The sequence below is a fragment of the Streptomyces sp. NPDC091279 genome (assembly GCF_044757465.1).
Lineage (GTDB): Bacteria > Actinomycetota > Actinomycetes > Streptomycetales > Streptomycetaceae > Streptomyces.
The window spans coordinates 1-19,275 of the sequence record NZ_JBIVVA010000002.1; the positions used below are offsets into that span (position 1 = coordinate 1).

The following is a 19,275-nucleotide window of genomic DNA, read 5'->3' on the forward strand; positions in this document are numbered from 1 at the left end:
CTCGCCCTCGCCACCGCGATCTGGCACAACTGGCACACCGGAGCCACAGTCAAACGCTCACTCATCGCCTACGACCACTGAAAACATCGGACTCATTCATCTAAGCGGCGGACTCGCGGCCCGCGCGCAGGGCCTCGGCGAGGCGCTGCGGCTCGCGCGTCGACAGGTACAGGTACGGCGTCGGGTCCTCGGGGTCGGTGACCTCCACGCGCAGCGCGGTGGGGATGTAGGCCCGCAGCAGCAGGAAGGCGCGGGTGTCGGCCTTGTAGGTGCGCCAGGCCTGGGCCTCCTCGGCGTCCATGATCTCCGACGTGCCCAGCGCCTTCAGGGGGATCTTGGCCTCGCCCGCGATCAGCGAGTCGCCGACCACCCGAATCCGCACCGAGCCGTACGCGCTCGCCATGACGGCGGCCACCGCGGTGCCGCCGACCAGGCCGCCGAGGAGCGGAAGGGTGCCGAACGGAAGCATGATCAGGGCCATCGCGAGCCCGACCAGCAGGGAGATCAACCACCAGGACCGCGGGGCGGTGAGGCGTTCTTCGTACGGGGCGGCGGAAAGCTGCATGGAGCCAAGCTTGGCACGGTGTCCGGAACGGGCCGACGCGCGGGTAAGGTCTGCGGCTGTGAGTGCTACGTCCGCAGCTCTTGAGCCCCCCGCCGACGCGGTCAGACCCGTTCGGCACCCTGACGCTCCCGCGCCCGGGGAGCCGCTCGGTGCGCACTACGAACAGTGTTTCGGATGCGGCGGCGGGCAGTCCCACGGGCTGCACCTGGTGGCGCGGGCGGGCGAGGGGGTCGGCGTCGTCGCGGAGTTCACCGTACGCCCCGCCCACCAGGGCGCGCCGGGGCTCGCGCACGGCGGGGTGCTGGCCACCGCGCTCGACGAGACGCTCGGCTCGCTGAACTGGATGCTGCGGAAGATCGCCGTCACCGGACGGCTGGAGACGGACTTCGTGCGGCCGGTGCCGGTGGGAGCCGTGCTGCACCTGGCCGCCGAGGTGACGGCCGTGGCCGGGCGGAAGATCTACTCCACCGCCACCGGACGGATCGGCGGCCCCGACGGCCCCGTCGCCGTCCGCGCCGACGCCCTCTTCGTCGAGGTGAAGGTCGAGCACTTCCTCGACAACGGCCGCCCGGAGGAGATCCGCGCGGCCATGGACGACCCGGACCAGAGCCGGCGCGCACGCGCCTTCGAGGTGAACCCGTGACCCCTGTGAGCAGCCGTGAGCCCCTGGACGTGCTGATCCGGCGCGTCGACGCGGACGTTCCGCTTCCGTCGTACGAGCATCCCGGGGACGCGGGCGCCGATCTGCGCACCACCGAGGGGTGCGCCCTCGCTCCCGGTGAGCGGGCCGTGCTGCCGACGGGGGTGTCCCTCGCGCTCCCGGAGGGGTACGCGGCCTTCGTGCACCCCCGTTCCGGCCTCGCCGCCCGCTGCGGTGTCGCCCTGGTGAATGCCCCAGGGACGGTTGATGCCGGGTACCGTGGGGAGATCAAGGTGATCGTGGTGAATCTCGATCCGCGCGAGACCGTGCGGTTCGAGCGCTTCGACCGGATCGCCCAACTGGTCGTCCAGCAGGTCGAGAGGGTCCGCTTCCAGGAGGTGGCGGAGCTTCCCGACTCGGCGCGGGCCGGAGGGGGCTTCGGGTCCACCGGCGGTCATGCCGCGGTGGCCCGGACGGGCAGCACAATCGGTGAGGCCGCCGACGGCGGTGCAACGGGTGGGAATCGATACGCTTCGGTCGTATCCGACCGGGAAGGACAGTGACGTGTTCGGACGTCGCAACAAGAAGGGTGCCGCCGAGGACGCGGCCGGCGAGGCCGAGCAGGTCGTCGACAGCGTGGACACCGAGGACGGTGCGCAGGGCACGCGCGAGCGCGCGCGCCTGGAGCCCGAGCCCCGGCCCGACGGGCCCTGGGACGACACCGAGGTCCGCGACCCCGCAGAGGGCCGGGTGGACCTGGGAGGTCTGTTCGTGCCGGGTGTCGACGGCATGGAGCTTCGGGTCGAGGTCGCCGGTGACGCGATCGTCGCGGCGACGGTCGTGCTGCGCGACAGCGCCGTCCAGCTCCAGGCCTTCGCCGCACCCAAGCGCGAGGGCATCTGGGGCGAGGTCCGCGACGAGATCGCGGGCGGCATCACCCAGCAGGGCGGCATCGTCGACGAGGTCGAGGGTCCCCTCGGCTGGGAGCTGCGGGCGCAGGTGCCGGTGCAGCTGCCGGACGGCACGGGCGGCTTCCAGGTCGTACGGTTCGTCGGCGTGGACGGCCCGCGCTGGTTCCTGCGCGGGGTGATCTCCGGGCAGGGCGCGGTGCAGCCGCAGGCGGCCGGGGTGCTGGAGCAGATCTTCCGGGACACCGTCGTGGTGCGCGGCGAGGGCCCGATGGCGCCCCGCGACCCGATCGTCCTGAAGCTCCCGAACGACGCCCAGATGGTCCCCGAGGGTGTGCAGCAGCAGGAGGAGAACTCCCGCTTCTCGGGCGGCATGGGCCAGCTCCAGCGCGGACCGGAGATCACCGAGGTCCGCTGACCCGCACGACGCACAGGGCCGTACCCCTCCACTGGGGTGCGGCCCTTCCGTGTGCCGGGACCCGTGACGGCCGCCGCTCGCTGCGAGGCCCCGTCCGCCGTCGGCACCGGCCCCGCCAGGAGCCCCGCCCTGCGCCACCGCCTCGGCATCCCCGTGCCTCCCACCTGGACGCCGACCCCGCGCGACCGCCCGCCCGGAACCGACGGCCTCTGCGTCGCCGGGGCCCCTCACGCACGGCGACCACCCCGGGTGGGGCGGCGGGCGTCAGAGTTGCGTCAAGGACCGGCCCGCGCCCCTCCACGGCCCGTTCCGCCGCGAGAACCGGCCGTAAGGTCGACGCTGCGCAGGCGGCGGTCGACCGGAAGACAATGAGGCCATGGGACGCGGCAAGCTTCGGATATACCTCGGTGCGGCACCGGGCGTCGGCAAGACGTACGCCATGCTCGCCGAGGCCCACCGCCGGGTGGAGCGGGGCACCGACTGCGTCGTCGGCTTCGTCGAGCACCACGACCGCCCCCGCACCGAGGTCATGCTGCACGGCCTCGAACAGGTGCCCAGGCGCACCCTTGAGCACCGCGGTGCCGCCTTCACCGAGATGGACGTCGACGCCGTCCTCGCCCGCGCCCCCCAGGTCGCCCTGGTCGACGAACTCGCCCACACCAATGTGCCCGGCTCCCGCAACGCCAAGCGCTGGCAGGACGTCGAGGAACTCCTCGCGGCCGGCGTCGACGTCGTCTCCACCGTCAACATCCAGCACCTGGAGTCGCTCGGCGACGTCGTCGAGTCCATCACCGGCGTACGCCAGCGCGAGACCGTGCCGGACGAGGTGGTGCGCCGGGCCGACCAGATCGAGCTGGTCGACATGTCGCCCGAGTCGCTGCGCCGCCGCATGGCCCACGGCAACGTCTACAAGCCCGACAAGGTCGACGCGGCCCTCTCCAACTACTTCCGCCCCGGCAACCTCACCGCCCTGCGCGAACTCGCCCTGCTCTGGGTGGCCGACCGCGTCGACGAGTACCTCCAGCGGTACCGCAGCGAACACCGGGTCTCGAAGATATGGGGCTCACGGGAACGCATCGTCGTCGGACTGACCGGCGGACCCGAGGGCCGCACCCTGATCCGGCGCGCCGCCCGGCTCGCCGAGAAGGGCGCGGGCGGCGAGGTGCTCGCCGTCTACATCGCCAGCAGCGACGGCCTGACCGGCGCCTCGCCCAAGGAACTCGCCGTCCAGCGCACCCTGGTGGAGGACCTCGGTGGAACGTTCCACCATGTCGTCGGCGACGACATACCGGCCGCCCTGCTCGCCTTCGCGCGCGGCGTCAACGCCACCCAGATCATGCTGGGCGTCTCCCGCCGCAAGACCTGGCAGTACGTCTTCGGACCCGGCGTCGGCGCCACCGTCGCCCGCGACTCGGGACCCGACCTCGACGTCCACCTCATGACCCACCCCGAGGCCGGCAAGGGCCGCGGCCTCCCGGTCGCCCGGGGCGGGCGGCTCGGGCGGGCCCGCATCCTGTGGGGCTGGCTGATCGGCGTCGGCGGCCCCGTCCTGCTCGCGCTGCTCCTGAACACCGTCAACCTCGGCCTCGCCAACGACATGCTGCTGTTCCTCGCGGTGACGGTCGCCGCCGCCCTGCTCGGCGGCCTGCTGCCCGCGCTGGCCTCGGCCGCCGTCGGCTCGCTGCTGCTGAACTACTTCTACACACCGCCCCTGCACCGCTGGACCATCTCCGACCCGAAGAACATCGTCGCCATCGCGATCTTCGTCGGGGTCGGCGTCTCGGTGGCCTCCGTCGTCGACCTCGCCGCCCGCCGCACCCACCAGGCCGCCCGGCTGCGCGCCGAGTCCGAGATCCTCTCCTTCCTCGCGGGCAACGTGCTGCGCGGCGAGACCGGCCTCGAAGACCTGCTCGAACGGGTCCGGGAGACGTTCGGCATGGAGTCCGCGGCCCTGCTGGAGCGGGCGGGCGACGTCGCGCCGTGGACCTGCGCGGGCCGCGTCGGCACCGGACGCGCCGTCCGACGGCCGGAGGAGGCGGACGTGGACGTGCCCGTCGGCGACCACATGGCGCTCGCGCTGACCGGCCGGGTGCTGCCCGCCGAGGACCGCCGGGTGCTCGCCGCGTTCGCCGCGCAGGCCGCCGTCGTCCTGGACCGCAGGCGCCTCCAGGAGGAGGCCGACCGGGCCCGCACCCTCGCCGAGGGCAACCGCATCCGCACCGCCCTGCTCGCCGCCGTCAGCCACGACCTGCGCACCCCGCTGGCCGGCATCAAGGCCGCCGTCTCCTCCCTGCGCTCCGACGACGTGGCCTGGTCGGAGGAGGACCAGGCCGAACTGCTCGAAGGCATCGAGGAGGGCGCCGACCGCCTCGACCACCTGGTCGGCAACCTGCTCGACATGTCCCGCCTCCAGACCGGCACCGTCACCCCGCTGATCCGCGAGATCGACCTCGACGAGGTGGTGCCGATGGCGCTCGTCGGCGTCCCCGAGGACAGCGTCGCCCTCGACGTCCCGGAGACGCTGCCCATGGTCGCCGTCGACCCCGGGCTCCTGGAACGGTCGGTCGCCAACCTGGTCGAGAACGCCGTCAAGTACAGCCCGCGCGACAACGACGTCCTGGTGGCCGCCAGCGCCATCGCCGACCGGGTGGAGGTCCGGGTGGTCGACCGCGGCCCCGGCGTCCCCGACGAGGCCAAGGAACGCATCTTCGCGCCCTTCCAGCGCTACGGTGACGCCCCGCGCGGAGCCGGCGTCGGCCTCGGGCTCGCCGTCGCGCGCGGCTTCGCCGAGGCCATGGGCGGCTCCCTCACCGCCGAGGACACGCCAGGCGGCGGCCTCACCATGGTCCTCACCCTCCAGGCGGCAGGATCACGCCAGGAGCAGCCCCACCCCGTACCACCGCAAGAACCCGAAAGGCAGGCCTCATGACCCGGGTGCTCGTGATCGACGACGAGCCGCAGATCGTGCGCGCCCTCGTGATCAACCTCAAGGCCCGCAAGTACGAGGTCGACGCGGCCCACGACGGGGCCACCGCCCTCGAACTGGCCGCCGCCCGCCACCCCGACGTGATCGTCCTGGACCTGGGCCTGCCCGACATGGACGGCGTCGAGGTGATCCGCGGCCTGCGCGGCTGGACCCGGGTGCCGATCCTGGTGCTGTCCGCCCGGCACTCCTCCGACGAGAAGGTCGAGGCCCTCGACGCCGGCGCCGACGACTACGTCACCAAGCCGTTCGGCATGGACGAACTCCTCGCCCGGCTGCGGGCCGCCGTCCGCCGGGCCGAACCCGTCGGCGCGGGCGAGGACGAGCTGACGACCGTGGAGACCGAACAGTTCACCGTCGACCTCGCCGCCAAGAAGGTCCACCGGGACGGCAAGGACGTCCGCCTCACCCCCACCGAGTGGCATCTGCTGGAGGTCCTGGTCCGCAACACCGGCCGCCTGGTCAGCCAGAAACAGCTGCTCCAGGAGGTGTGGGGCCCCTCCTACGGGACCGAGACCAACTACCTGCGCGTCTACATGGCCCAGCTGCGCCGCAAACTGGAGACCGACCCGTCGCACCCCCGCCACTTCATCACCGAGCCGGGCATGGGGTACCGCTTCGAGCGCTGACGCCGGGTACGACGCCCGCGTACGGCGCCTGCGCAACGGCGACGAGGCCCGGGTCGGCCGCGGGACCGGGCGCGCGTGCGGTGCTGTCGGTGGGTCCCGGTACGCTTTCGGGTATGAGTGCCGTTCCTCGTTCGGACAAACCGGTGGGCCGGTTGCGACGCATGCTCGACCGGCTCTCCACCTCGCAGGAGGACCTGGAGTCCGAGGAGCTGCGGGAGGAGACCGAGACCTCGGGCTGCACCCGTATCGGTGACTGCCACGACCGGCAGATCGTCACCGTTACTGGTACCTTGCGCACGGTCACCCTCCGGCCACGCGCCGGGGTCCCCGCCCTGGAGGCCGAGCTGTTCGACGGCTCCGCGGCGCTGGACGTGGTGTGGCTCGGCCGCCGTTCCATCGTCGGGATCGAACCGGGACGCAGGCTCGTCGCGTCCGGCCGGATCGCGATGAGCAGAGGCCGCCGGGTGCTGTTCAACCCGAAATACGAACTGAAACCCCTCGGACGGGAGTAGCCGGTGACGTCGCTCGACAAGCCGACCGAAGACACTCAGGCCGACGACGACGCCAGGGCGGTGACCGAGGCCGCGCTGTTCGAGGCGTTCGGCGGGGTGCGGGGCATGGTCGAGACGGTGCTGCCCGGCCTCCTCTTCGTCACCATCTTCACGATCAACAAGGACCTGCACTGGTCCGCGATCGCCGCGCTCGTCGTCTCCCTGCTGCTCGTGGTGGGCCGCCTGGTCACCCGCAGCACCATGAAGCACGCGTTCAGCGGGGTCTTCGGCGTCGCCTTCGGTGTCGTCTTCGCGATGATGACCGGCAACGCCAAGGACTTCTATCTGCCGGGCATGCTCTACACGCTGGGGCTGGCGCTCGCGTACATCGTCACGACGGTGTGCGGGGTGCCGTTGATCGGGCTGATCCTCGGTCCCGTCTTCAAGGAGAACCTCTCCTGGCGGACCCGCAACCCCGGGCGCAAGAAGGCGTACGCGAAGGCCAGTTGGGCCTGGGGGCTCATCCTTCTCGCCAAGTGCGCGATCCTCTTCCCGCTGTACCTGTGGGCCAATACGGCGCAGTTGGGCTGGGTGCTGGTCGCCCTCAAGATCCCGCCGTTCCTGCTCGCCGTGTGGCTGACGTGGGTGTTCCTGGCGAAGGCGCCCGCGCCGATCGACGTGTTCGCGGAGATGGAAGCCGCCGAGAAGGCGGAGGAGGAGCGCACGGCGCTGGCCGCTGAGGGCGGCGACGTCACCGGTCGGCATCGCCGGTAGGCAGGGGCACCCGGCGTGGATGCCGGCCCGCGTTGCGGGGCTGCCGCCCCCGTGCCCCCGCTTCGGCCCTGAACGGGCGACCACGACGAAGCAGGGCGCCCCTTCTTGCCCGGGGCACCCTGCTTCTTGTCCGTCTCGGGGGTCAGTTCTCGCGTCTCACCGAGAGGAGGTCCTCCAGCTGTTCCTCCCTCGCCTGGGCGGCGACGAAGAGGAGTTCGTCTCCTGCTTCCAGGGAGTCCTCCTGGGTCGGGGTGAGGACCCGGGTGCCCCGGATGATCGTCACCAGGGACGTGTCCTCGGGCCACTCCACGTCGCCGACCTGGGTACCGGCCAGCGCCGACTCCTCGGGGAGGGTCAGTTCGACGAGGTTGGCGTCCCCGTGGCTGAAGCGGAGCAGGCGGACCAGGTCGCCGACGCTCACCGCCTCCTCGACCAGGGCCGACATCAGACGCGGGGTGGAGACGGCGACGTCGACGCCCCAGGACTCGTTGAAGAGCCACTCGTTCTTGGGGTTGTTGACGCGGGCGACGACGCGCGGAACGCCGTACTCCGTCTTGGCGAGCAGCGAGACGACCAGGTTCACCTTGTCGTCGCCGGTCGCGGCGATGACGACGTTGCAGCGCTGGAGCGCCGCCTCGTCCAGGGACGTGATCTCGCAGGCGTCGGCGAGCAGCCACTCCGCCCGCGGGACGCGCTCGACCGAGATGGCCGTCGGCGCCTTGTCGATCAGCAGAATCTCGTGCCCGTTCTCCAGCAGCTCGCCCGCGATCGAGCGGCCGACCGCACCGGCACCGGCAATGGCGACCCTCATCAGTGACCGCCCTCCTCTTCGGGACCCTTGGTGAACGCGGCCTCGACCGTGTCGATCTCGTCGGTGCGCATCATCACGTGCACCAGATCGCCCTCCTGGAGCACCGTCTGCGAGGTCGGCAGGATGGCCTCGCCGAGCCGGGTCACGAACGCCACCCGGACGCCCGTCTCCTCCTGGAGCCTGCTGATCTTGTGGCCGACCCAGGCGGCCGACGTGTGCACCTCGGCGAGCTGGACCCCGCCGGTGGGGTCGCGCCACAGCGGCTCGGCGCCCGAGGGGAGCAGCCGGCGCAGCATCTGGTCGGCCGTCCAGCGGACCGTCGCCACCGTGGGGATGCCCAGGCGCTGGTAGACCTCGGCGCGGCGGGGGTCGTAGATGCGGGCCGCGACGTTCTCCACGCCGAACATCTCGCGGGCCACCCGGGCCGAGATGATGTTCGAGTTGTCACCGCTGGAGACGGCGGCGAAGGCACCGGCCTCCTCGATGCCGGCCTCGCGCAGGGTGTCCTGGTCGAAGCCGACCCCCGTGACCCGACGGCCACCGAACCCGGGGCCCAGACGGCGGAAGGCGGTGGGGTCCTGGTCGATCACGGCGACCGTGTGCCCCTGTTGCTCCAGGGTCTGGGCGAGAGCGGAACCCACTCTGCCGCAGCCCATGATGACGATGTGCACGACCGTCCTTCCGGTGTCAAGAGATACTGCTCAGCCACATCAGGGTCTCAGACCGACGCCCAAGCTACACACGCGCGGTACACGGAGGGCACCCCTGTGCACGGTTGCCGCCACGACTGCGGTGAGGTCAGCGCCTGCTGATGCTGCGGATGCTCGCGAGGGTGAGAAGCACGAGGCCGACCAGCGCCGCCACGGCACCGATCAGCTCAGCTGGGGCGGGCATACGACCTCCGGGGCGGTGAACGGCGAGCTGCCAAAACGGTAAGAAAGAGGTGAAGGACCAGGGAACCTGCGGGGTCAGCCATCTAGGCACGGGCTTCGGCGCGCACGTCGGCGACCTGCGGAATCCGCCGCGCGGACGGTCCCGAATTCACTCGGAGAGCAGACGCGGGCACCGGGGTCCGCTGCTTGGGGGCGCCGAGAGTGGGGGAGAGTGGTTGCGCACTCGTTCGAACGCCTACGATGCACTGTTGTGTCCAAACTGACCGACGTGCCCAAGCGGATTCTGATCGGGCGCGCACTGCGCAGTGACCGGCTGGGAGAAACCCTCCTGCCCAAGCGCATCGCCCTCCCCGTCTTCGCCTCCGACCCGCTGTCCTCCGTCGCCTACGCGCCCGGCGAGGTGCTGCTGGTCCTGTCCGTCGCGGGCGTGTCGGCGTACCACTTCAGCCCCTGGATCGCCCTCGCGGTGGTCGTGCTGATGTTCACCGTGGTGGCGTCCTACCGGCAGAACGTGCACGCCTACCCGAGCGGTGGCGGCGACTACGAGGTGGCGACCACCAACCTCGGCCCCAAGGCCGGCCTCACCGTGGCCAGCGCCCTGCTCGTCGACTACGTCCTCACGGTCGCCGTCTCCATCGCCTCCGGCATCGAGAATCTCGGCTCCGCCCTCCCGTTCGTCGTCGAGCACAAGGTCGCCTGCGCCGTCGCCGTGATCGTGCTGCTCACGCTGATGAACCTGCGCGGGGTCAAGGAGTCCGGCAAGCTCTTCGCCATCCCCACCTATGTGTTCGTCGCCGGTGTCTTCATCATGATCGCCTGGGGCGCCTTCCGCGGCCTGGTCCTCGGCGACACCATGCGGGCGCCCACCGCCGGCTACACCATCAAGGCCGAGCACCAGGGCCTGGCCGGTTTCGCCCTGGTCTTCCTGCTGCTGCGCGCCTTCTCCTCCGGCTGCGCCGCGCTCACCGGCGTCGAGGCCATCTCCAACGGCGTCCCGGCCTTTCGCAAGCCCAAGTCGAAGAACGCGGCGTCCACGCTGGCCGCCATGGGCCTGCTCGCCGTCACCATGTTCTGCGGGATCATCGTCCTCGCCCTGGTGACCAAGGTCAGGATGGCCGAGAACCCCGCCGTCGACCTCCTCAAGAACGGCGCCGGAATCGGTTCCGGATACGTCCAGAACCCGGTCATCACGCAGGTCGCCGAGGCCGTCTTCGGCAAGGGCAGCTTCCTGTTCGTGGTGCTCGCGGCGGCCACCGCGCTCGTGCTGTTCCTGGCCGCCAACACCGCCTACAACGGCTTCCCGGTGCTCGGCTCGATCCTCGCCCAGGACCGCTATCTCCCCCGCCAGCTGCACACCCGCGGCGACCGCCTCGCCTTCTCCAACGGCATCGTGCTGCTCGCGGGCGCCGCGACCCTGCTGATCGTGATCTACGGCGCCGACTCCACCCGGCTGATCCAGCTCTACATCGTCGGCGTGTTCGTGTCCTTCACGCTCAGCCAGATCGGCATGGTCCGGCACTGGAACCGCCATCTGGCCACCGAGCGCGACCTCGCCACCCGCCGCCACATGGTCCGCTCGCGCGCCATCAACTCCTTCGGAGCCTTCTTCACCGGCCTGGTCCTGGTCGTCGTCCTGGTCACCAAGTTCACCCACGGCGCCTGGGTCGCCCTGCTCGGCATGGTCATCTTCTATACGACGATGACGGCGATCCGTAAGCACTACGACGGCGTCGCCGCCGAGATCGCCGCCCCCGAGGGCCCCGGCGACGACAGCGTGCGGCCCTCCCGGGTCCACTCGGTCGTCCTGATCTCCAAGATCCACCGGCCGACCCTGCGCGCCCTCGCCTACGCCAAGCTGATGCGCTCCGACACCCTGGAGGCGCTCACCGTCAACGTCGACCCGGCCGAGACCAAGGTGCTGCGCGAGGAGTGGGAACGGCGCGGGATGGACGTTCCGCTGAAGGTCCTGGACTCGCCGTACCGGGAGATCACGCGGCCGATCATCGAGTACGTCAAGAGCCTGCGCAAGGAATCACCACGCGACGCGGTCGCCGTGATCATCCCCGAGTACGTGGTCGGCCACTGGTACGAACACCTGCTGCACAACCAGAGCGCGCTGCGCCTGAAGGGCCGGCTCCTGTTCACCCCGGGCATCATGGTGACGTCTGTCCCCTACCAGCTCCAGTCCTCCGAGGCGGCCCGCAACCGCGCCCGCAGGCGGCAGGAGTGGAACGCGCCGGGTTCGGTGCGGCGGGGGCCCGCCGAGGAGCGGGCGAAGGAGACCGGCACCAGGAACTAGAGTGGAGGGCTGATGTCGGGCCCGTCGACCGGGCCACCCCCCTCTTGATCTTGGAGTCACCCCGCCATGCAGGCAGAACCGAAGAAAACGCAGGCGGGGTCCGAGGCAGGCACTCCGACGGAAACGCCGGCGGAATCCCCGGTGGCATCACCGGCGGAATCCCCGGCGGTCTCCCTGGTGGGGGAGGAGTACGAGGTCGAGGTCGGGCCCGTCGCGCACGGCGGCCACTGCATCGCCCGCACCGACGCGGGCCAGGTGCTCTTCGTCCGGCACGCGCTGCCCGGCGAGCGGGTCGTGGCCCGGGTGACCGACGGCGAGGAGGGCGCCCGTTTCCTGCGCGCCGACGCGGTCGAGGTGCTCACCCCGTCCAAGGACCGCATCGAGGCGCCCTGCCCCTACGCCGGTCCCGGCCGCTGCGGCGGCTGCGACTGGCAGCACGCCAAGCCGGGAGCGCAACGCCGGCTCAAGGGCGAGGTCGTCGCGGAGCAGCTCCAGCGGCTCGCGGGGCTCACCCCGGAGGAGGCCGGCTGGGACGGCACGGTGATGCCGGCCGACGGCGACAAGCTGCCCTCGGGCGAGGTCCCGCAGTGGCGGACGCGGGTGCAGTACGCGGTGGACGCGGACGGGCACGCGGGGCTGCGCCGGCACCGCTCGCACGAGGTCGAGCCCATCGACCACTGCATGATCGCGGCGCCCGGGATCAGCGAGCTGGGCATCGAGAAGCGCGACTGGTCGGGCATGGAGTCCGTCGACGCGATCGCCGCGACCGGGTCGCAGGACCGGCAGGTCATCCTCACCCCGGCACTCGGCGAGCGCCTCCCGATCGTCGAACTGGACCGGCCGGTCTCCGTCCTGCGGGTCGGTGAGAAGGACGGCGGCGTCCACCGCGTCCACGGCCGCCCGTTCGTCCGCGAGCGGGCCGACGGCCGCACCTACCGGGTGGGCAACGGCGGTTTCTGGCAGGTCCACCCGAAGGCGGCCGACACCCTCGTGACCGCCGTCATGCAGGGCCTGATGCCCCGCAAGGGCGAGACCGCCCTCGACCTGTACTGCGGCGCCGGCCTCTTCGCGGGCGCCCTCGCGGACCGGCTCGGGGAGGCGGGCGCGGTGCTCGGCATCGAGTCCGGCAAGCGTGCGGTCGAGGACGCGCGGCACAACCTGGAGGACTTCCCCCGGGTGCGGATCGAGCAGGGCAAGGTCGACACGGTGCTGCCGCGCACGGGCATCAGTGAGGTCGACCTCATCGTCCTCGACCCCCCTCGCGCGGGCGCGGGCCGCAAGACGGTCGCCCACCTCGCCTCCCTCGCCGCCCGCCGCATCGCCTACGTGGCCTGCGACCCGGCCGCCCTCGCCCGCGACCTGGGGTACTTCCGGGAGGGCGGGTACCGGGTACGGGTGCTGCGGGTGTTCGACCTGTTTCCGATGACGCATCACATGGAGTGCGTGGCGATTTTGGAGCCTGCCGCTAAGGGTGCCTGAGCTGCGGGTTTTCGCGTGCACGGTATGTGCGGTGCGGGCGTTACGGGCGGTGTCGTGAAGCTGAAATGACGCTCGTGACGCTCATTTGACGCTCGTTCTGATGAGGTGTCAGGTGCCTTGTTGGGCAGGTCAAACCACGTCAGGGTGCTGAGCATCGCTGGTGCGATGAGGGCAGGCGACGCTGGGTGCAGACCGACTGGGCATGGCGCAATGTGCTGTGCGGGCTCGGGGGGCCCGGTACCTGATGGTGGCCCACGGGCGTGATCCGGCGCGGGCCGCGTCGTCGTACGGCATATCCAGCGTCAGGGAGTTTGCCTCGGCGTGACCCGCCTCAGCGCGGTGGGCTGGACGACGGTTTGACCGAAGGCGGTATGGCGGGGTCGACCGCAGGCACCCCTCGACTTCGGGCCCGAGTCACATCGTGTGCCCGGCACCGCGCAGCAGCGGCGGGTTGAGCAGCCAGGCGTCACCGCGGCGGTAGAGGGCGGCCGGGCGGCCGGTGGGAGGGAAGCGTTGGTCGCCGGTGGGCTTGACGAAGCCCGTGGTGTTGAGCACCTTGCGGCGGAAGTTACTCGGGTCCAGTTGCTGGTCCCAGATGACTTCGTAGACCGCGCGCAACTCGCTGAGGGTGAAGAGGTCCCCGCAGAAGGCCGTGGCGACGGCGGTGTATTCGAGCTTGCTGCGGACCTGCTCCACGGCCTCGTCAAGGATCGCCGCATGATCAAACGCCAACGCCGCTCCTTCGCCTTCCAGCTGGGACACGGGAGCCCAGTAGGCGCGCCTGGCGTCGGTGCCGCCTACGGGGGCTGGCAGGTCCGGCCCCAATGCGAGATAGGCGATCGTGACCACTCGCCCCCTCGGGTCGCGTCGAGGGTCCCCGTAGGCGCCGAGTTGTTCGAGATGCAACTTCTTCCCGTCAATTCCGGCCTCCTCGCGGAGTTCGCGGAGCGCGCCTTCACGCAAGGTCTCGTCCTTCTGGACGTAACCACCGGGTAGCGCAGGCCGGCCAAGGAAAGGTTCCACCCCTCGCTCGATCAGCAGCACCATCAACTGCCCGGACCTGATCGTGTAGATCGCCAGGTCGACAGTCACCCAGGACACATCCACCTCAGTGGAGTCTTTGAGCCAGTCATCCACGAGAACCCCTAAAGGTCGCATTGACTTAAACACCTGCTCGACTTATGGTCTCATAGACCAAAATCCAACGAGGGCAGGGGCAGGGCATGTTCACTTCCCATGCGCCACCAGCCAAGGCGGTGGGTGACGAATTGTCCGCTGCCACCCGTCACTTATGCAGCGGCGTATACGTGGACGAGCGCTTCCGGGATCTCGTGATCGACGAGGTGTGCACCGTCCCGTACCGCAGGGTCGCCCCGTCTTACGGGTTTGACATCGTCCCCGTCATGCGCCATGCGTGGCGGGCCGCCGCGCTGACCGCGCTGCTACGGGGGACGGTGGCCGGCGCGGTGAGTGTCCCGGTCTACCTTGGCGCCTTGCCCACCGCCGTCATGGTCTCCTGCGGTCTCGCTCTCCTGTGCCTGATTCCGCTCGCCGTCGAGCTGAGGAAGCTGGACCGGGAGCCGGAGCTCGACCGGATCGGGCGGACCAGGCCCAGCAGACGGAGGGCGCGGAAGTCCACGCGCCGGGGGCTGGGGCCGGTGCGGGGCCCTCGGGCTCTGTTGAGATGGCTGTTCCCTCGTAGGTATTCGGAGAGTGCACGCGCCCTCAGACGTGTCGGCTGGGCTGCGCTGTCCCTGACGCTAGTCGGCCTGATGTTCGCGCTCACCCATCCGCGCCAGGCGACTACCGCCATCCACATAGGCGCGGGTATCACGTTCGTATGCCTCGGCGTCGGAGCCGTGAAGCAGTTGATACTCCACCGCATCATGCGGGCACCGACTCTGCGGCCTCGGTACCTGTCCCGCCGGGAGCAGGCGGCAGACATGGAGCAGCGCCATCCCTGTGCGGTCTACCGCCGCGCTCGTCACAGCGAGGACGATGACGAGGACGACTTCGCTGTCTTCACACTGTTCGGCGACGAGTCACCCTTCATCGGGGCGGGTGAGCTGGTCTACCAGTGGAACCCGCCCATGAGCATCCAACTGCTCCGCCCCTCTGACGACGACGGCGCGCCGCTGCACGACCGTGAGCACCCCGTCCCTCCGTTCCGGGCGCATGAACTGGTCGACTATCTCCGCGAGGCGGTCCAGCTGCTCGACACCGACAGTCAGGACGTCCGGCTTCCGGCACGAGTCACCGACCGCGTGTACGTTGCCGAGACCGATGTGGCGATTGACCGTTCGCTTCTGACCCGCGAATTCGACGCAATCCGGCTGCGGGAAATCATTAACACGCCAGGATCGAAGGAGTACCACTTCCTTGAAGTGACCACTCCCGCGGAAGGGGCTGAGTTCGTCGCGACGGTCCTGCTGCACATCAGCGTTCAAGGGCGCACGCTGAGCATCTCCACCGCCGCGTGCGTCCTCGCCCACACGCCGAGATCTTTCCAGCGCACCGCAGAATTTGGGCACCATGGTGTCCTGGCAGTCGCCTGGGCGGCTCTGCGTGAGCTGGCCATACTGCCTTCGGAGATCCGACACTCCTGGCGACTCGTGCGCTATCTCTATTCCCTGGGAAAAGCAGTCATATTTCCCCGCGACCTCACCTCCACGCCAATCCGTAACGTTCTGATCGGCAGCCGCATGAGCATACGAGAGAAGTCGGCGCAAGAATGGTCCAAGATCCAACTAGAAAAGACCGAAATTCTCGGCCGGATGAAGACGATTGAGCGCCGGCTACTCCGGGCTACCGGTGACTTCCTGGCCACTCACGACGTGGATGCGTCCGAGTTCAATGACCGCGCGACCAAAATCATCAATAGTGGCATCTTCAACTTCGGCGACAACAACAATTTCAGCAACAACGCCGTGGGCGACGCTGCCCAGGTCGGCGCGTCCGCACAAGAATCGTCAGGCACCAATCCCAGCGGTGGAGGAAGTAAATGAACGCCAATCGCGGAATCGTCAGCCACGGCGACCACAACACTTACAGCAACAACGCCATCGGGGAGCACGCTTGCGTCTCCCTGACCGCGCCCTCCTCCCACTCCACGCGCCCCGCCGAGGTCGGCTCGGACGACGAACCGGACTCCGCCGGATGGGACATTGGTGTGGTCACGATCTTGAGTGAGGAACTGCGCTCCGTAGTGGACGAGTTGAAACTCGAACGGCACAGGGTGGGCGGCGGACTATATTTCTACCAGGGCGAACACGCTACTCCGCAGGTGACCGCACGCATCGTGGCCACGCAGAGTCAGAGCCAGGGGCAGCGCTCGGCGATGGCCGCCCTGGAAAACCTGCGTCGCCACTACGCCCCGCGGCTGTGGGCGCTCGTGGGCGTGGGCGGTGGAATCCACGATCAGCACGCGCGTGTCGGCAACGTCGTCGTCTCCACCGAGATCGTGTACTACGAGAACCGCAAGATCAACCCGCTGGGGGACGTCCGCCGGCGCGGGGAACACCGCCAGGCTCCCGCGCCGGTTGTCCACGCGGTGAACGCCTTCTTTACCGATCACGGAACTCCGGCACGGATTCATGGCCAAGTTGCCACGCACGTATCGGAGGAGTTCGAAGTCTACCCAGGATTGATCGGATCTGGTGAAGCCGTCATCGCCGACCGGGAGAGCGACATTCGCGAATGGCTCAAGAAGTATCACGAGAAGGTCCTGGCGGTGGACATGGAAGCCGGCGGACTGAGTCAGTACTGGCAGGAGAACTCAGTCCATGGCGCCACCAATCCCGGCTGGATCGTCATCCGGGGCGTGTCCGACAATGCCGACCAGGATAAGGGCCACGACTTTCACGAGCTGGCGGCCCGGAACGCCGCATACATCCTACGAGAACTCTTGCCCTATCTCTGCTGACTCTCCGCGAAACGCCAAATCCGCCCGCCCGAGATCAGGCATACACAGGGAGATGGCTCGCATGACTGCTTTCCTGTTCGGAATACTCAGTTCGCTCGCAGCCAGCGCGATCGGCCTCGTACTCGGCCTCGTACGCGGCTCCCGCCCTCTGTGGTGGCTGGTCGCGGTCTGCTCGCGCCTCACCGGCACCGGGCTCGCCCGTGTGTACCGTCACCAGTCGTCCGCTGAAGGCGACATCGCCCGCGACCTCGGTCGAGCCAGTTGGATCAAGGTCTTGGCGGGACGAGGAAACGTACTCACCCGCGAGGTCTTCTCGCCTCTGTGGTCGGGGGAGCTATCCCCGGGGTCCGTCCAGGTGCTGCTGCCCGACACGCTCGCACCGGGCGACTCCTGGCTCGACCGACGCTCACAGGATCTGCGCCTCTTCGATCCCGGCTTCACGCCCGACCTGCTCAAGAACCAGGTTCGGGCGAACATGGACTACATGGCTCAGGTGACCCGCGCGCAGCCCCACGTACAACTGCGCAGCTTCAACCTCCCCAACACCTGCCGTGTGATCGCCACGGACCGGGCAGCCTACCTCACCTTCTACAGCAGCTCCAGCCACGGCAGGAACTCCCCTTGCCTATACGCCCGGGCCCCCGGACTCCTGTACTCGATAGCCCTCCAGCAGTTCGACGTGGCGTGGACGAACAGTTCCTCAGCCCGCCCTACTCCCTGACCTCTACCGCCCCGATGGCCAGGCGCGACTGAACCAGGGGGAGCACGGCGCGGGTGCGCCGCTCGATGTCCACCGCGGTACCGGGCCGTTGTACGTTCGGAGTCTGGTGAGAGGGGGGCTGATGCCGGGGGTTCGTTATGACCAACGGGTTTTGGTGCTCGTCGAGGTACGGGGGGAGCAGCGCGACTGGGACGAGGCGGAGCTGCTGTTCGACCGGCAGGGCTGGCCGGTCGTGACGGCGTTCGCCCGTGGGGAGGGCGCGTCGCGGGGTGTGCTGAGCGAGGCCGAACCGGCACGGTTGTACTCCGTCGAGGTGCGGTTCTTCGGGGCCCGCAACCGGCGCACCGAGCGGGCGGCCACCTGGCGGGTGGAGCGGCTGGCACGGGTGGCCGGGTTGGAGATGTACGCCCGGCGTTGCGAGGTGGTGGACCGGGACCGGGAGGAGCTGACCGGCTGGCGGGTGCATACGGTGGCCCACAGACCACCGCGCGCACCCGTCCCCCGGCCGCGGACGTCGATGGAGGGATTGCGCAACGCGGCGGTGCTGGCGCGTGCGCGGACCTCGGTGCGGCGTGGCTACCACGACACGGGCATGGTGGTCACGGGTACGGCGTCGGAAGCCCGCCGGCTCTCCCGCATGGACCTGCCCGGCGGTTCCGCTCCGGGGGCTGGCATCGACGTACGGCCGCTCTACGGCCGGGAGCGACGGCACATCGTGCCGCGTCGCGACGAAGACGGTCGGCGTCGTACGTTCCGCCTCGCGGCCTGGCTGTTCGCCATGACCTTCTGCGCCGTGGTCGCCCGGCACCACAGTGGTGTGCAGACGTGGGTGTGGGCCGGTGCGGCGGTGGTGTGCTTCGCCGGAGGAGCCCGGTTGGCGTACGGCATGTTCGAGGCCGGCGGTCGCGTGACGAGCCTTTTCGTGGTCAGTGCGGCGTCCGTCTGCTTCCTTTTTGTCGCGTTCGGCGCGGGCAAGGACGGCAGCGGCTGGACCCCGGCGGAGATGCTGTCGTTCTTTGCCGTCACGGCGACCGTGGGCGGGATCTGGCTGCTGGTCCGCCAGTGGGCGTGGGGCGAGTGGCTGGCCTGGGCGGCGCCGCTCGTGTTCACGGCGGTCGTGTCCTTCGTGGTGGCGTCCGGATCGGTGCTGCACGCGCTGTACGCGGTGCGTCTCGGGCTGACACCCGGTGACCTCGACGTTCCGGGGGTCTGGCAGGCCGCATCGGCGGTGAAGCTGTCGAGCCTGCTCAGCTACGCCCTGCTCGTGCCGGCGCTGTGGGGGATCGCGAAGCATGTGCACGCCCCGTTCGTCAGCCCTGTCGAACAGCTCGGCGTCCCGCTGTACGTCCTCACCCAGATGACGGTGGTGGCGATGTGCGCGATCGGGGCGCTCGACTCGGCGGGAGACGCGGTGAAGGACGTCCGCGCGGCCGCGGTCCGGAAGACGGTTCCGCCGTCGTACTTCGGGGTGGCGCCGGAGTGGACGTGCGTCGAGCCGACGGTTCCCGCGGCGAAACTCGGCAGCCGGGGTGGCGTGCTCCGTCCCGAGCGGCCGTACCTCTCGTTCGGGGAGGCCGGCGGAACGGTGTCGCTGTGGGATGAACCGGCGGGCAGAGTGCTCCAGTTGCCCGCCGAGCAGGTGCGCCTCGTCCCGGTGGCCGATGGCCGGGTCCGGTGCTCCTTCTCGTACGCGAGCCTGCCGAAGGACGCCTGACGCGTACCAGCGCCTCCGTCTGAGACGG

17 protein-coding genes are annotated in these 19,275 nt (G+C 69.9%); 13 read left to right on the forward strand and 4 right to left on the reverse strand.

Going from position 1 to position 19,275, the window contains the following annotated elements:
• Positions 1–100 precede the first annotated feature (100 nt).
• The gene (locus tag ACIQOU_RS04000) at positions 101–565 is read right to left on the reverse strand and encodes a DUF3093 domain-containing protein (RefSeq protein ID WP_401533663.1); all 465 of its coding nucleotides are present in this window, start codon (positions 563–565) and stop codon (positions 101–103) included.
• Between the two features lie 58 nt (positions 566–623).
• Here ACIQOU_RS04000 and ACIQOU_RS04005 point away from each other — a divergent pair, with 58 nt between their 5' ends.
• The 7 genes from ACIQOU_RS04005 (at position 624) to ACIQOU_RS04035 (ending at position 7,408) form a co-directional block, all read left to right on the forward strand.
• Entirely contained in the window at positions 624–1,208 is a 585-nt protein-coding gene (locus ACIQOU_RS04005; protein WP_401533664.1) for a PaaI family thioesterase, read from the forward strand.
• Complete coding sequence (gene dut / locus ACIQOU_RS04010; RefSeq protein WP_401533665.1) at positions 1,205–1,768, forward strand: dUTP diphosphatase; 564 nt, start codon at positions 1,205–1,207, stop codon at positions 1,766–1,768. Before ACIQOU_RS04005 ends, dut begins: the two co-directional genes overlap by 4 nt.
• Position 1,769: 1 nt before the next feature.
• A complete protein-coding gene (locus ACIQOU_RS04015; protein ID WP_401533666.1) occupies positions 1,770–2,531 on the forward strand; it encodes a DUF3710 domain-containing protein in 762 nt (253 codons plus the stop codon).
• A 376-nt stretch (positions 2,532–2,907) separates the two neighbouring features.
• Positions 2,908–5,460, forward strand: coding sequence for an ATP-binding protein (locus ACIQOU_RS04020; RefSeq protein ID WP_401533667.1), 2,553 nt, complete (start codon positions 2,908–2,910; stop codon positions 5,458–5,460).
• Complete coding sequence (locus tag ACIQOU_RS04025; protein ID WP_401533670.1) at positions 5,457–6,143, forward strand: response regulator; 687 nt, start codon at positions 5,457–5,459, stop codon at positions 6,141–6,143. The genes ACIQOU_RS04020 and ACIQOU_RS04025 overlap by 4 nt, the downstream gene beginning before the upstream one ends.
• 113 nt (positions 6,144–6,256) lie before the next feature.
• The gene (locus tag ACIQOU_RS04030; RefSeq protein WP_401533671.1) at positions 6,257–6,655 is read left to right on the forward strand and encodes an OB-fold nucleic acid binding domain-containing protein; all 399 of its coding nucleotides are present in this window, start codon (positions 6,257–6,259) and stop codon (positions 6,653–6,655) included.
• A 3-nt stretch (positions 6,656–6,658) separates the two neighbouring features.
• A complete protein-coding gene (locus tag ACIQOU_RS04035) occupies positions 6,659–7,408 on the forward strand; it encodes a DUF3159 domain-containing protein (protein ID WP_401533672.1) in 750 nt (249 codons plus the stop codon).
• 142 nt (positions 7,409–7,550) lie between these two features.
• Here ACIQOU_RS04035 and ACIQOU_RS04040 read toward each other — a convergent pair whose 3' ends face one another.
• Entirely contained in the window at positions 7,551–8,219 is a 669-nt protein-coding gene (locus ACIQOU_RS04040; RefSeq protein ID WP_401533674.1) for a potassium channel family protein, read from the reverse strand.
• Positions 8,219–8,890, reverse strand: coding sequence for a potassium channel family protein (locus ACIQOU_RS04045; RefSeq protein ID WP_401533675.1), 672 nt, complete (start codon positions 8,888–8,890; stop codon positions 8,219–8,221). The genes ACIQOU_RS04040 and ACIQOU_RS04045 overlap by 1 nt, the downstream gene beginning before the upstream one ends.
• Before the next feature lie 472 nt (positions 8,891–9,362).
• On the opposite strand from ACIQOU_RS04045, the gene ACIQOU_RS04050 reads away from it, so the two are divergent.
• Positions 9,363–11,411: an APC family permease gene (locus ACIQOU_RS04050; RefSeq protein ID WP_401533676.1), complete on the forward strand. Its 2,049-nt coding sequence runs from the start codon at positions 9,363–9,365 to the stop codon at positions 11,409–11,411.
• Positions 11,412–11,477: 66 nt separating this feature from the next.
• Positions 11,478–12,890, forward strand: coding sequence for a class I SAM-dependent RNA methyltransferase (locus ACIQOU_RS04055; RefSeq protein ID WP_401533677.1), 1,413 nt, complete (start codon positions 11,478–11,480; stop codon positions 12,888–12,890).
• A gap of 414 nt (positions 12,891–13,304) precedes the next feature.
• On the opposite strand, the gene ACIQOU_RS04060 is transcribed toward ACIQOU_RS04055, so the two are convergent.
• On the reverse strand, positions 13,305–14,027 hold the full coding sequence (locus tag ACIQOU_RS04060; RefSeq protein ID WP_401533680.1) for an NUDIX hydrolase: 723 nt from the start codon (positions 14,025–14,027) through the stop codon (positions 13,305–13,307).
• Between the two features lie 86 nt (positions 14,028–14,113).
• On the opposite strand from ACIQOU_RS04060, the gene ACIQOU_RS04065 reads away from it, so the two are divergent.
• From ACIQOU_RS04065 to ACIQOU_RS04080, 4 genes are all read left to right on the forward strand, one after another.
• Positions 14,114–15,895 carry a hypothetical protein gene (locus ACIQOU_RS04065; RefSeq protein ID WP_401533682.1) on the forward strand — a complete coding sequence of 594 codons (1,782 nt, stop codon included), beginning with the start codon at positions 14,114–14,116 and terminating at the stop codon, positions 15,893–15,895.
• Complete coding sequence (locus tag ACIQOU_RS04070; protein WP_401533685.1) at positions 15,892–16,812, forward strand: hypothetical protein; 921 nt, start codon at positions 15,892–15,894, stop codon at positions 16,810–16,812. Before ACIQOU_RS04065 ends, ACIQOU_RS04070 begins: the two co-directional genes overlap by 4 nt.
• A gap of 61 nt (positions 16,813–16,873) precedes the next feature.
• Entirely contained in the window at positions 16,874–17,533 is a 660-nt protein-coding gene (locus tag ACIQOU_RS04075) for a hypothetical protein (RefSeq protein ID WP_401533688.1), read from the forward strand.
• A gap of 121 nt (positions 17,534–17,654) precedes the next feature.
• Positions 17,655–19,247: an NnrS multi-domain protein gene (locus tag ACIQOU_RS04080; RefSeq protein WP_401533690.1), complete on the forward strand. Its 1,593-nt coding sequence runs from the start codon at positions 17,655–17,657 to the stop codon at positions 19,245–19,247.
• The last annotated feature ends 28 nt before the right edge of the window (positions 19,248–19,275 follow it).